This is a genomic window from Maribacter sp. PR66 (genome assembly GCF_028464205.1).
Lineage (GTDB): Bacteria > Bacteroidota > Bacteroidia > Flavobacteriales > Flavobacteriaceae > Maribacter > Maribacter flavus.
Genome location: NZ_JAQPCH010000001.1, coordinates 484,941 through 498,239, shown reverse-complemented (window position 1 = coordinate 498,239; position 13,299 = coordinate 484,941). Strand labels below are relative to the sequence as shown.

The 13,299-nt window shown below is 42.9% G+C and carries 11 protein-coding genes; 10 read left to right on the top strand and 1 reads right to left on the bottom strand.

Annotated elements, in window-relative coordinates; translation table 11 throughout:
• Positions 1-62: 62 nt before the first annotated feature.
• The 7 genes from sufD to PP181_RS02145 all read left to right on the top strand — a co-directional run bounded on the left by sufD (position 63) and on the right by PP181_RS02145 (position 5,830).
• A complete protein-coding gene (gene sufD, locus PP181_RS02175) occupies positions 63-1,379 on the top strand; it encodes a Fe-S cluster assembly protein SufD (protein WP_138256545.1) in 1,317 nt (438 codons plus the stop codon).
• Positions 1,380-1,386: 7 nt separating this feature from the next.
• Positions 1,387-2,043 carry a porin family protein gene (locus PP181_RS02170; protein ID WP_272635807.1) on the top strand — a complete coding sequence of 219 codons (657 nt, stop codon included), beginning with the start codon at positions 1,387-1,389 and terminating at the stop codon, positions 2,041-2,043.
• A 212-nt stretch (positions 2,044-2,255) separates the two neighbouring features.
• Positions 2,256-3,470, top strand: coding sequence for an aminotransferase class V-fold PLP-dependent enzyme (locus PP181_RS02165; RefSeq protein ID WP_272636201.1), 1,215 nt, complete (start codon positions 2,256-2,258; stop codon positions 3,468-3,470).
• Positions 3,471-3,542: 72 nt separating this feature from the next.
• Positions 3,543-3,965, top strand: a complete 423-nt coding sequence (locus PP181_RS02160; RefSeq protein ID WP_154917634.1) for a SufE family protein — start codon at positions 3,543-3,545, stop codon at positions 3,963-3,965.
• Between the two features lie 5 nt (positions 3,966-3,970).
• Positions 3,971-4,303: an SUF system Fe-S cluster assembly protein gene (locus PP181_RS02155; protein ID WP_154917633.1), complete on the top strand. Its 333-nt coding sequence runs from the start codon at positions 3,971-3,973 to the stop codon at positions 4,301-4,303.
• A gap of 23 nt (positions 4,304-4,326) precedes the next feature.
• Entirely contained in the window at positions 4,327-4,833 is a 507-nt protein-coding gene (locus tag PP181_RS02150; RefSeq protein WP_272635806.1) for a DUF2480 family protein, read from the top strand.
• Between the two features lie 70 nt (positions 4,834-4,903).
• Positions 4,904-5,830 carry a DUF3078 domain-containing protein gene (locus PP181_RS02145; protein WP_138256540.1) on the top strand — a complete coding sequence of 309 codons (927 nt, stop codon included), beginning with the start codon at positions 4,904-4,906 and terminating at the stop codon, positions 5,828-5,830.
• Between the two features lie 265 nt (positions 5,831-6,095).
• Here the strand turns inward: PP181_RS02145 and hflX are convergent, their stop codons facing one another.
• On the bottom strand, positions 6,096-7,310 hold the full coding sequence (gene hflX / locus PP181_RS02140; RefSeq protein ID WP_138256539.1) for a GTPase HflX: 1,215 nt from the start codon (positions 7,308-7,310) through the stop codon (positions 6,096-6,098).
• A 75-nt stretch (positions 7,311-7,385) separates the two neighbouring features.
• Between hflX and PP181_RS02135 the strand changes: the two genes are divergently transcribed.
• The 3 genes from PP181_RS02135 to katG all read left to right on the top strand — a co-directional run bounded on the left by PP181_RS02135 (position 7,386) and on the right by katG (position 13,201).
• Positions 7,386-8,363 carry an endonuclease/exonuclease/phosphatase family protein gene (locus PP181_RS02135; protein ID WP_138256538.1) on the top strand — a complete coding sequence of 326 codons (978 nt, stop codon included), beginning with the start codon at positions 7,386-7,388 and terminating at the stop codon, positions 8,361-8,363.
• A gap of 158 nt (positions 8,364-8,521) precedes the next feature.
• Entirely contained in the window at positions 8,522-10,732 is a 2,211-nt protein-coding gene (locus PP181_RS02130; protein ID WP_272635805.1) for a S8 family serine peptidase, read from the top strand.
• 219 nt (positions 10,733-10,951) lie between these two features.
• Positions 10,952-13,201 (top strand): catalase/peroxidase HPI, encoded by a 2,250-nt coding sequence (gene katG / locus PP181_RS02125; protein WP_272635804.1) that lies wholly within the window; start codon positions 10,952-10,954, stop codon positions 13,199-13,201.
• The last annotated feature ends 98 nt before the right edge of the window (positions 13,202-13,299 follow it).

Sequence of the window (13,299 nt, the reverse complement as noted above, 5' to 3'; positions counted from 1 at the left end):
AGTACGAGGTGGGAAATATCAAAAACTAACCACTTTATACTAACTACTCAATACTAAAAAATATGGATTTAAAAGATAAATTGATTTCTTCCTTTATGGCGTTCGAGAACAACGTGGATGTGGAGCATCCCGTTCACGACGTACGTACGGAAGCTATAAAGAATTTTGAAAAAAAAGGTTTTCCCACCAAAAAGGAGGAAGCGTGGAAATACACATCCTTGAACAGTCTTCAGAAAATAGACTTTAGCATCTTCCCAAAAGAGGAGAATGCCTTGGAGTATAAGGATGTCAAAAAATATTTTCTGCACGAGATAGACACCTATAAAATCGTGTTTATCGACGGAATCTATAGTTCCTACCTTTCGGAGACCACCCATGACGGTGTGGACATTTGTTTGATGAGCGCAGCGTTGACAAAACCCATGTACCAGCCCGTAATCGATGTTTACTTTAACAAAGTAGCATCCAAGGATGAATCATTGACAACCTTGAACACGGCATTCAGTAGGGAAGGGGCCTACATTTACATTCCCAAGAACAAAATGCCAAGGAAACCTATAGAAATCCTACATTTTGCCACTGGGAACGAGGCTTCTTTGATGTTACAGCCCAGAAATCTGATCATTGTGGAGGAGAATGCCGAAGTGCAGATTATTGAACGGCACCAAAGCTTAACCGGCAATGAAGTATTGACCAATTCCGTGACTGAAATTTTTGCAGCGGAAAACGGTATAGTGGACTATTATAAAATTCAGAACGATGCACCAACGGCTTCTTTAATCGATAATACCTATATCGACCAAAAGGATAAGAGTGTGGTAAGGGTGCATACCTTTTCTTTCGGAGGGAAATTGACACGAAATAACCTGAATTTCTATCAGAATGGGGAGTACATAGACTCCACTATGAAAGGCGTTACCATTTTGGGCGATAAACAACATGTGGACCACCATACTTTGGTACACCATATAGAGCCCAATTGCGAAAGCCATCAGGATTATAAAGGGATTTATGGAGACAGTTCCACTGGGGTCTTCAATGGTAAGATCATAGTGGATAAAATTGCCCAGAAGACCAATGCTTTCCAACAGAACAACAATATTTTGGTCAGTGATAAGGCGACCATCAATACCAAACCGCAATTGGAGATTTTTGCCGATGACGTAAAATGCTCCCACGGATGTACCATTGGGCAATTGGATGAAGATGCCTTGTTCTATCTACAGACTCGTGGAATACCCCAAAAAGAGGCACGTGCCCTATTGATGTACGCCTTTGCGAACAACGTATTGGCAACGGTTCGGATTCCGGAACTCAAAACACGGATCAATAAATTAATAGCGAATAAATTAGGGGTGAACCTAGGGTTCGACTTATAGAAGTGCTATGAAACATAATAATAGATATTTAAGGGCCATTATTACAATGGCCCTTTTTTTATTGTCAGACCTAGGTGTAAAGGCACAAGAGGCACATTTTGGGTTAAAAGGGGGACTCAATTATTCTTCCATTGTAGGTGACCTTACGGATGGGCTAAAGTTTAGATTTTCAGGTCACGGTGGCATTTTTATGGAAATTGATTTCTCCGATACATTTAAGTTGCAGCCAGAGCTTATGTATTCATCCCAGGGATTTCAATATAGTACGGATCTGGCCGCCATCCAGACAAATGGTGCTGTTGTCGAAGAGAACGATTTTAGAACCAACGTTCAATTAAACTTCATTACGATACCTATTTTGGGAAAGTTTGCGCTAAATGACCGTATAGACCTGGAGTTTGGACCTCAATTTGGATTTTTGCTCAATCAGGTAACAAAAATCAAGGATTTGGACCAGAATATAAATGCAGAAAGAAGGGCTGTGATTTCTGGGGATTTTCAATTGGATTATGGCGCGGCTGTGGGACTAGGACTTATATTAAACGACAATTTCTCCATATCCCCAAGGTTTTATATCGGGCTTCGAAATAGGTTGAATGCCTTGCAAGGAGCACAGAACTATAACGCTTCCATACAATTATCGTTGAATTATTTATTTAAGTGATCTGCAATATAAAATTGGAGTTTTTCTAGTAATCTAAGGTTAATGTGAAATAGTCTTTAATCAAAATGTAAGGTTTTATCCGCATGATTGCAAAGGGGATAAACATATTTATAAGTCCGAATGGGTTTTAGCTTTTTATTAATAAACTTTCAAATCTTCAAATACCCTATATGTCTTGGCTATCGGGTATCTTTGTATATCAATACATCGATATGTTGGATATAAATAAGATACGCGAAGATTTTCCCATCCTAAAGAGAAAGGTCAATGACAGGCCTTTGGTGTATTTGGACAATGCGGCGACCTCGCAGACTCCAAAACAGGTCATTGAAGCCATCGTGGATTATTATGAAAACTACAATGCCAACATCCACAGAGGCGTTCACACCCTTTCACAGGAGGCAACGGATAAGTACGAGCAGGCCAGAATAAAAATCCAGAAGCATTTTAATGCGGCCAAACCCTATGAAATAATTTTTACCTCGGGAACAACGCATAGCATCAACTTGGTCGCTAACGGGTTTGCTGCGTTATTGGAAGACGGCGATGAAATCATAGTCTCTGCCATGGAGCATCATTCCAACATTGTGCCATGGCAAATGTTGTGCGAGCGAACAGGGACCATTTTGAAGGTTATTCCAATGAACATGGAAGGGGATTTGATGATGGAGGAATATGAAAAAATGTTGTCCAACAAAACCAAAGTGGTCTTTTGTAACCATGTATCGAATGCCTTGGGAACCATTAATCCTATAGATGAAATAATTAAGAAGGCCCATGGTGTGGGTGCCGCAGTATTGATAGACGGTGCACAGGCCGCATCCCATATTGTCGCCGATATGCAAGCGTTGGATGTGGATTTCTATACCTGCTCCGCCCACAAAATATGCGGCCCTACCGGAGTAGGTATGCTTTATGGTAAAGAGGAATGGTTGAATAAACTACCGCCCTATCAAGGGGGTGGGGAAATGATTGCCGAAGTGACCTTCGAAAAAACCTCCTATGCCGATCTCCCCCATAAGTTTGAAGCAGGCACCCCAAATATTTGTGGAAGCATCGCTTTTGGTGCGGCACTGGATTACATGCACCAAATAGGATTTAAGAATATAGCGGAATATGAGGCCGATTTACTGGCCTATGCCACCAGTGAGCTTCTGAAAATAGAGGGACTCAAAATATATGGTACGGCACAACGCAAGACCTCGGTCATCTCCTTCAATATCGAGGGGGTACATCCCTATGATATTGGCACTATTTTGGACAAATTGGGCATCGCCGTACGAACCGGCCATCATTGTGCCCAACCCATCATGGATTTTTATAAAATTCCGGGTACGGTAAGGGCCAGCTTTAGTTTTTATAATACTATGGCCGAAGTAGATACTTTGGTCGAAGGTGTACAAAGGGCCCGAAACATGTTGTTGTAAGGCAATTTGTTAGAGTAAGACTAAACTTTTGATTACCAAGAATTCCTATTGTATTTTTGTAGAAAACAATACATGCAGATAAAAGAAATACAGGAAGAAATTATAGACGAGTTTTCCATGTTTGATGACTGGATGCAGCGTTATGAATATATGATAGAATTGGGCAAGTCGTTACCTTTGATTGAAGATGCCTATAAGACCGATGACAATATCATCAAAGGTTGCCAGAGTAAGGTGTGGGTGCATGCAGAATTGCAGGATGATAAATTGGTGTTCACAGCGGACAGCGATGCCATTATCACCAAAGGAATCATCGCCATTTTGATACGTGCATTCAGCAACCAAAAACCTAAGGATATCATTGAGGCTGACACCGATTTTATAGATAAAATAGGACTTAAGGAACATTTATCGCCCACAAGGGCCAACGGACTGGTGAGTATGATCAAGCAGTTGAAACTCTATGCAGTGGCCTATCAAACCCAAATAAAGTAATAGATATGAACGAAGAAGTAGTAGGAACGGATACCTCAGAATTGGGGGAGAAAATCGTAAAGGTGCTCAAGACCATTTACGATCCTGAGATTCCTGTGGATATATATGAATTGGGACTAATTTATGATGTACTGGTCAATGAGGACAAGGAGGTTAAAATATTGATGACCTTGACTTCCCCCAATTGTCCGGTTGCCGAAACACTTCCAGTGGAGGTGGAGGAAAAGGTAAAATCCTTGGATGCCATCAAGGACGCCGAGGTAGAGATTACCTTCGACCCTCCATGGACCCAAGATTTGATGAGCGAAGAGGCTAAGTTGGAACTGGGATTGTTATAAATTTCGGCCAAATAAGGAATGGTATGGCAGAGGAAATCATCAATCGGGTCGCTAACAGCAAACTGTTCACTTTCAACCTGGAAGACCATTATCCTACCGGTGAACGGAAACTTTTGGACATAAAGTTCTGGTTGTACGAAGGCATTATTCTGAGGGAAAAAGAGTTCAGGACAGCTCTGGAGGAGTATGATTGGAGCCAATACCAGGACTGTTATGTGGCGCTAACTTGTTCCAGTGATGCCATTGTGCCCGGATGGGCGTTTATGTTGATTACGACCAAATTACAACCGATCACCAAAAGAATTGTACAGGGTTCACTGGAGGATTTGGAGACCGCACTTTACTACGATGTCATAAATACTTTGGACCTTTCCCCATACCAAGATATGCCTATAATTGTAAAGGGTTGTAGTAAAAGACCGGTTCCCCCGAACGCCTACATTTTTTTGACACAAAAACTGCAGAAAGTGGCCAAGTCCATCATGTACGGGGAAGCCTGTTCTTCTGTACCCCTTTTCAAGCGTAAATAATCAGTCAATTTCTATATCTAAAAAGTGACTATTCGTAAATTTGGTGTCTAATTGAAATAAACACTAAATCATGAAAAACACTTTCTTAGTTACATTCCTTCTTTTGGGATGCGCTTTTGGATTTGCACAGACCGAAGCGGAATTAAAAGCGGAGATGGCCCCTAAAAAGGATTCCATTGCCGCTATTCAGGGTAGGGTAGACGCCATTCAGGCAAAAATTGACGCACTTCCGGGCTGGAAAAAAGGTGCTTTTGGCACCATAGGAGCCAACTTGACCAATTTCAACAACTGGTATGCCCAAGGTTCTCCCAACAACTCTTCCGGAAATATTGGTGTTACCGTAAACGGATTCGCAAACCTAAAGCAGGAGAAGTTTTTTTGGAGAAACTCCATGAACGTAAATCTTGCCTGGGTTAAGTTCGATGACAAGGATGACCCTAGCGATGATGACAGCTTCAGACAGGCATCGGACGTATTTACTATTTCCTCCTTGTACGGTCAAAAATTGAGCGAAAAATTCGCCATATCCGGTTTGGGCGAGTACAGAACCACCTTATTGAGCAATTTCAACGATCCTGGTTATTTGGATTTGGGAGTTGGTGCTACGTGGACCCCAATTACGGATTTGGTAGTGGTCATCCATCCCTTGAACTACAACTTTGTGTTTAGCAAGAACGACGCTGTTTTTGAGTCTTCTTTGGGAGCCAAGATCGTGGCGGATTACACCAGAAAAATAGGTGCCGTTAACTTTAAGACCAATCTTTCTATGTTCCAAAGCTATAAAAGCGGTGACTTGTCCAATTACACGTGGATCAATTCCTTTGGCTATACGCTTTGGAATGGCATTGGACTCGGTTTTGAGTTCGGTCTAAGGAATAACAAGCAAGAGGCCCTAAACTATGCCTTGAACCAAACACCGGCAACGGCTACTTCCTTTGATGACGTGGAGAACGATCTACAGACGTATGTGCTGTTTGGTCTTAACTACGCTTTCTAGGAAAAGACTAGTATTATTAAAATAAAAAGCCCTCCTTTTTAGGAGGGCTTTTTGGTTAAGTAGGTATCGTAAAACTTGGGGTTTTTACTTTTAGCTTAAGAAGTTAAATACTGATTTGGGGTCAACACTATCACTTAAACACTGAGTAAAGGTACGGCCTAGATTCAATTTGTACCGCATTTATGTTGTGAACCCAATCCAAAATGTGGTGTAAAATATGAGAGGTTTGATTTGATCGATGAACGACACCAAAGTCTTTAAATGGCTATTGGTATTCGTCCAAATTCTCCGGATAAAGGAAATTATTGTAGGGAAAACGTGTCACATGTATGTCCCTGACCTCCTGGTACACCCGTTTTCTGAATTCATCCAGATTTTCTTTATTTAAGGCGGAAATGAACAAGGCCCTATCGCCCACTTTTTCCATCCAAGTGCGTTTCCATTCCTCAATGGTAAAATGTCTGGAGGTTTTCTCGGTCATGAGATCATCTTCGGCAATAACCTCATTCGTATATTGATCAATTTTATTAAAGACCATAATGGTCTTTTTCTCGGAGCTTTTGATATCCGTAAGGATTTCGTTGACCGAATGGATATGTTCCTCAAATTGGGGATGGGAAATGTCAACGATATGCAGTAGAAGGTCGGCCTCACGTACTTCGTCCAAAGTACTTTTAAAGCTTTCTACCAGTTGGGTAGGGAGTTTGCGAATGAACCCTACGGTGTCGCTTAGTAAAAAGGGAAGATTGCCCAATACCACTTTTCTAACTGTGGTATCCAACGTGGCAAAAAGTTTATTTTCCGCAAAAACCTCGCTTTTGCTGATGACGTTCATTAGGGTGGATTTGCCCACATTGGTATATCCTACCAAAGCGACACGCACCAAGGAGCCTCGGTTCCCTCGTTGGGTCTCCATTTGTCGGTCAATCTTTTCGAGTTTCTTTTTGAGCAAGGTGATTCGGTCGCGGACGATACGTCTATCCGTCTCAATTTCCGTTTCACCCGGACCTCGCATCCCGATACCCCCTTTTTGCCTTTCCAAGTGGGTCCACAGACCGGTGAGGCGGGGCAATAGATATTCATACTGTGCCAACTCTACCTGCGTTCTGGCATAACTGGTTTGAGCTCGTTGGGCAAAGATGTCCAAAATAAGGCTGGTACGGTCTATAATTTTGCACCGCAATTGTTTTTCTATGTTCCGCTGTTGGGCAGGGCTAAGCTCATCGTCAAAAATGACGGAACCAATTTCGTTTTCTTCCACAAAACGTTCTACCTCTTCCATTTTCCCGCTGCCAATAAGTGTTTTTGGATTGGGGACGTCCACTTTTTGGACAAAACGTTTTATGACCTCCCCACCCGCCGTGTAGGTAAGGAACTCCAATTCATCTAGATACTCCGTTACTTTCTCTTCGTTTTGTTCCCTATTGATGATTCCAATAAGGACTGCCTTTTCGTACTCTATGGTCTTCTTCTCTAACATATATATGTAAAGTGCAAAATTACGGAAAACCGCCTATGCTATTTTAGTAATTTTATGGCCCCTTAAAAAAAGGACATGCGATTTCCATTCTTCAAAAAGAAAACTTCCAAACATTTATATACCATTGCCTTCTACAATTTGGAGAATCTTTTTGACCCTAAGAACAATGTCCGTACGTTGGATGAAGATTTTACCCCGGACGGATATAAGAACTGGACCCAGAAGAAGTATCGCAAGAAATTATCCGGTCTAGCCAAGACCATATTTGGCATAGGACAATTCGCAAATCCATATCCACCCGTAATAGTAGGCGTTGCCGAAGTTGAGAATCGCTCTGTCTTAAAGGACCTGATTGAAACGGAGCCTCTAGAGGATGTGGATTATGATTTTGTACACTATGAATCTCCCGATGAACGGGGAATCGACACAGGGCTCATTTACCGCAAAAAATATTTTAAGGTGCTCACCTCCGGAGCAATTCCACTTATAATCAGCAATCCAGATGGAGAACGTGATACTACCAGAGATATACTCTATGTCTGCGGACTACTGAATGGCGAGAAAATACACCTGTTCGTAAACCATTGGCCTTCAAGAAGGGAGGGTGTGGAAAGCACCGAATATAAGAGAATTGCCGCAGCCGAGGTTATAAAAAGAAAGATGGTCGCTATTCAAAGGGATGAAACCGACCCTAAGTATATCGTAATGGGCGATTTCAATGACGACCCCTCGTCCAGTAGCATCCAGTCCCTTTTACAAAATACGGGGTTGCACAACCCGATGGAAAGCCTTCATATACCCAAATCCCGGGGTAGCGCCAGTTATAAAAAAACCTGGAGTCTTTTTGACCAAATACTACTCTCCCATAGATTCTATAAATATGAAAAGGGAAGCCATAGTTTTGACACCGCCAATATCTTTGACCAGGATTTTCTAAAGGAACTAAAGGGAAAATATAAGGGTAATCCATTTAGGACCTTTGTAGGAAGGAAATACCTGGGCGGTTATAGCGATCATTTTCCCGTATATATCGTTTTAAAGTTGAACAAATAAAAAGAAGGAATAACCTTACAAACATCAAAAAAAGATACTTTCACAACACCCTTTTTAAAACTACTATGTAGTTCATCGAATTTATGGATGTACCGAATTTCCCGATTCGAGTCATTCAATAATATTGTAGTCCAAATCTTACATAATTTATTTATGTTATGGACTATAGATATTATTTTTTCCATAGGGGCGTAAAGATTTCGCTTCTCTTTTTTCTTGTTTTTGGAAGCCTACGAATGGCTGCGCAATCAAAGGAATTAAAGTCCTTAATTAAGCAGGAATATGATTTTTCCAAATTTGGTTCCATGCAAGTTGACCTTGAATTCGATTATGAAGCCAATAGGTCCAAGATTTTGGCTATGGCCAAAGCGAATAAACTGAAAATAAAAGAGGTTTTGCCCGACGGTAAAAAGGTGGAATTACAGGAAATTGGTCAGGATGGAAGCCCCATTTATTATGAAACTTATGCAGATAATGCCAGCCAAGCTTCCAGGGCTTCTGCACTGCATAGCAATGGACTATTAAATTTGGATCTGGACGGTTTGGGAATGCAGGTAGGGGTTTGGGATGCGGGAGTTGCGCTGACCTCCCACCAAGAGTTTGATGATCGGGCAATTATTTATGACGAAAGCACCGAAATCGATGCGCATGCCACCATGGTCACGGGAAGTTTGATTTCCTCAGGGATAAAAAGGGATGCCCAGGGAGTTGCCTATAGGGCCCATGTGCTTTCCCATGACTGGACTCGGGACAAGATTGAGGTTGCGTCTGCCGCTGCAAACGGTCTATTGTTATCCAATCATTCCTATGGGATAAAATCGGACCGAGTACCGGATTGGTATTTTGGTTCCTATATCAAGGTAGCCCAGGACTGGGACAATATCATGTTCAACGCCCCCTACTATCTTATGGTAACGGCGGCGGGGAATGCACGGCATAGTGGGGATAACGAATTCCCTATTTTTGGAAATAGTGAAGATGGTTTCGATTTGCTCCTGGGGTTTACCGTGGCCAAAAACGGGATTACCGTGGCGGGATCCAATACTAGAATCGATACAAGGGGAAACTTAAAAGAAGCATCGGTATCGTCCTATAGCAGCTATGGCCCAGTAGACGATGGAAGAATAAAACCGGATTTGGCCGGAGACGGATCCTCCATTGTTTCAACCGATGCGAAAGGAGATACCAGCTATGATGTATCCTCGGGTACTTCCATGGCAACACCAGGCGTCACAGGTGCCCTATTGTTACTGCAACAGTATAACGAACAACTTTATGGCTCTTATTTGAAGGCCGCCACCCTAAAAGGCTTGGCTTTGCATACCGCGGATGACGTGGATGCTCCGGGTCCGGATTATAAGATGGGATGGGGCGTGATGAATGCAAAAAAGGCTGCAGAGCTATTGTTTCAAAAGGATTTTAGTACGTATGTTTCGGAAAGTACCTTGGCATCGGGAGAAACATTTGAATTTACGATTAAGGCAACAGCTGGCGAGACACTTACGGCTTCCATTTCATGGACCGATCCTGCATCGGAATATATAAATCGGGGAACGTTGAACGATGGTACACCCGCACTCGTGAACGATTTGGACATCAGAATAACCCAAAACGGAAGAACCTTTCTTCCCTGGAAACTGAATCCCAAAAACCCAAATGCTCCAGCTGAACAAGGCGATAATGTGGTAGATCCATTTGAGAAAATTGAAATACCTAATGCCCAAGGCACGTATACTATCATTGTTTCCCATAAAGGAGGGTTGTTGCAGGATGAACAGGATTTTTCCTTGATCGTTTCGGGAGCTTCCTTTACGGAATGTAGTTTGGAGGCACCCATGGGATTGGCACTGGCAAACGCGCTTGAAAAAGAAATTTCCTTGGAATGGGACGAAATGGCGGATGGTCTCTATGAAATCCAGTACAGAAACGAAAAGGATGATACGTGGATTTCAGACTTTACCACGACTCATTCAAAGGCCCTATCAGGTTTGGTTCAGAACGAAGCCTACATAGTGCGGGTTAGGACCTTTTGCTCTCAAAATATGGCCTCGGAATTTGGTATGGAATACAGGTTTACCTTCGAAGGAACCAACACCATGGTAGGGCCCTTGGATGTATTCCAGACTCTAAGTACGGACCAAGGCATCAACTTTTCCGTATATCCCAATCCTGCAATAAACCAAATAAGCCTTCTGACCGAATTAAGTGATTCAGCAATGTATCGAATTATCTCTTCTGCCGGAATTGAATTAAAAATAGGTCAGGTAAACAATGGGCCTATTCAGGTGGCCGATCTCGCCACCGGAATGTACATCCTTCAAGTTAAGGATGGCGAAACCTATAAAAGCACCAAATTCTATAAAAATTAAGTTTTTAATTCGTCCCGTATTCCCCCGGAACCAATTCATTTTTCCTATTATTAGGACCCGACATGCCAAATGCACGTCGGGTCTTTTTTCTAGATATCTGGAGGACCTCCTGCATAGACAAAATCGATATTGAAATAAGTCAAAACAAGAAAATAGCTATTCATTTCAGGCCCTAATTTGGTACCTTTACGGTTACTGGAACTTAAAAACTTAGAGACAATGGATACTAGTAAAAATCCCCATGGAGAAGCATGGGACGTGAACGATTCAGAAGCCGCCGCTTGCCCATTTTTGAACGGGCAAATGAACCAATCTGCAGGCGGAGGAACCACTAACAGGGATTGGTGGCCCAATATGTTGAACCTGAACATTTTGAGGTTGCATTCTTCCAAGTCGGACCCCATGGATCCTGACTTCAACTATGCCGAGGAATTCAAAAAATTGGATTTGGCGGCCATCAAAAAGGATTTGACCGATCTAATGACCGACAGTCAGGATTGGTGGCCAGCGGATTATGGACACTATGGCCCCTTCTTCATTAGGATGACCTGGCATGCCGCGGGAACTTACAGAATATCCGATGGACGAGGGGGCGGAAGTACCGGTAATCAACGTTTTGCACCTTTGAACAGTTGGCCGGATAACGCAAACTTGGACAAGGCCAGATTGTTATTATGGCCCATCAAACAAAAATACGGGAAACAGATTTCCTGGGCAGATTTGTTGATATTGGCCGGAAACGTGGCCCACGAGTCCATGGGACTTAAGATGTTCGGTTTTGGCGGTGGCCGTGAGGATATATGGCAGCCTGAAGAGGACATTTATTGGGGTTCCGAGACCGAATGGTTGGGCAATAAGGAGCGTTATGATTCTGATGGCAACAAACTGGAAAATCCGTTGGGAGCTGCCCACATGGGACTTATTTATGTGAATCCGGAAGGGCACAATGCCAATCCAGATCCGTTGGAAGCGGCACATTATATCCGTGAAACCTTTGGTAGAATGGCGATGGACGATTATGAGACCGTAGCCTTGATTGCCGGGGGACATACATTTGGTAAAACGCACGGTGCTGCCAAGGATTCCGAATTTTTGGAGCCAGAACCAGCTGGTGCGGACATCACCATGCAGAGTATGGGATGGAAAAACAACTTCAATAGTGGTGTAGGTGCAGATACGATTACTAGTGGACTGGAAGGTGCTTGGAGCCAGACTCCTACAAAGTGGAGCCATAATTACTTTAAAAACCTATTTGGGTTTGAGTGGGAATTGACAAAAAGTCCCGCAGGGGCATGGCAGTACAAGCCCGTAGGCGATGCTGGTGCAGGTACCGTTCCAGATGCGCATATTGAAGGGAAAACACATCAACCTTTTATGTTGGTAACCGATATGTCCTTACGTATGGACCCCGCTTACGAAAAGATATCCAGACACTTTTTGGAAAATCCGGATGAGTTTGCGGATGCCTATGCAAGAGCGTGGTTTAAATTAACGCACAGGGACATGGGGCCATTGGATAGATATTTAGGGCCCGAAGTTCCAGAAGAAGTTCTTTTATGGCAAGATCCCGTTCCTGCGGTAGACCATGAGTTGGTAAATGATTCCGATATCGCTGAATTGAAGAAAAACATTTTGGCTTCTGGATTGTCATTGTCCAGTATGGTTTCAGCCGCGTGGGGAGCAGCTTCTATTTACAGGGATTCTGATAAAAGAGGTGGTGCCAATGGCGGACGTATCCGTTTGGCTCCACAGAAGAACTGGAAAGCCAACAATCCAACCCAACTGGCAGAAGTCATTGATACTTTGGAACGTATCCAAAAAGAATTCAACGATGGCCAATCTGGAAACAAAAAAGTTTCTTTTGCGGATTTGGTAGTCTTAGCTGGAACCGCTGCCGTAGAAAAGGCCGCGCATAATGCCGGTCATGAAGTAACCGTGCCATTTTCACCAGGAAGAACCGATGCCACCCAAGAAAATACCGATGTAGAGGCATTTGAAGCCTTGGAGCCATTGGCGGACGGATTCAGGAACTTTACCAAAGGAAAGTATTCCGTTAAAGGCGAGGAATTGTTGGTGGACAGGGCGAATCTATTGACCTTGACGCCACCCGAAATGACGGTATTGGTAGGAGGTATGCGTGCTTTAGGTGCAAATTCTGACGGCTCCAATCACGGTATTTTTACCGATAAGAAGGACCAGCTGACCAATGATTTCTTCGTAAACCTATTGAATATGGGAACTACTTGGAAGTCTATTTCGGATGATGATTCCCTGTTTGAAGGAACCGACCGTAAAACGGGTGCCAAGAAGTGGACAGGTACGCGTGTGGATTTGATTTTTGGATCTAACTCGGAATTGAGGGCCCTAGCTGAGGTATATGCTACTTCTGATGCCAAGGAGAAGTTTGTAAAGGACTTTGTTAAGGCGTGGACTAAAGTGATGAACTTGGACAGGTTTGATTTGAAATAGTAACCATACTAACTCGAATATTTATTTTATAGGGCAGCTCATTGGGCTGCCCTGTTTTATTTGCAAAAGTTAGAATTTAATAAATTACACCCATATCA

Excerpts from the sequence above, each read along its gene's own strand:
- PP181_RS02150 (WP_272635806.1), top strand. The coding sequence starts at position 4,327 with ATGGCAGAGGAAATCATCAATCGGGTCGCTAACAGCAAACTGTTCACT.
- PP181_RS02155 (WP_154917633.1), top strand. The coding sequence starts at position 3,971 with ATGAACGAAGAAGTAGTAGGAACGGATACCTCAGAATTGGGGGAGAAA.
- PP181_RS02145 (WP_138256540.1), top strand. The coding sequence starts at position 4,904 with ATGAAAAACACTTTCTTAGTTACATTCCTTCTTTTGGGATGCGCTTTT.
- PP181_RS02135 (WP_138256538.1), top strand. The coding sequence starts at position 7,386 with ATGCGATTTCCATTCTTCAAAAAGAAAACTTCCAAACATTTATATACC.
- PP181_RS02165 (WP_272636201.1), top strand. The coding sequence starts at position 2,256 with ATGTTGGATATAAATAAGATACGCGAAGATTTTCCCATCCTAAAGAGA.
- PP181_RS02160 (WP_154917634.1), top strand. The coding sequence starts at position 3,543 with ATGCAGATAAAAGAAATACAGGAAGAAATTATAGACGAGTTTTCCATG.
- katG (WP_272635804.1), top strand. The coding sequence starts at position 10,952 with ATGGATACTAGTAAAAATCCCCATGGAGAAGCATGGGACGTGAACGAT.
- PP181_RS02130 (WP_272635805.1), top strand. The coding sequence starts at position 8,522 with ATGGACTATAGATATTATTTTTTCCATAGGGGCGTAAAGATTTCGCTT.
- sufD (WP_138256545.1), top strand. The coding sequence starts at position 63 with ATGGATTTAAAAGATAAATTGATTTCTTCCTTTATGGCGTTCGAGAAC.
- hflX (WP_138256539.1), bottom strand. The coding sequence starts at position 7,310 with ATGTTAGAGAAGAAGACCATAGAGTACGAAAAGGCAGTCCTTATTGGA.
- PP181_RS02170 (WP_272635807.1), top strand. The coding sequence starts at position 1,387 with ATGAAACATAATAATAGATATTTAAGGGCCATTATTACAATGGCCCTT.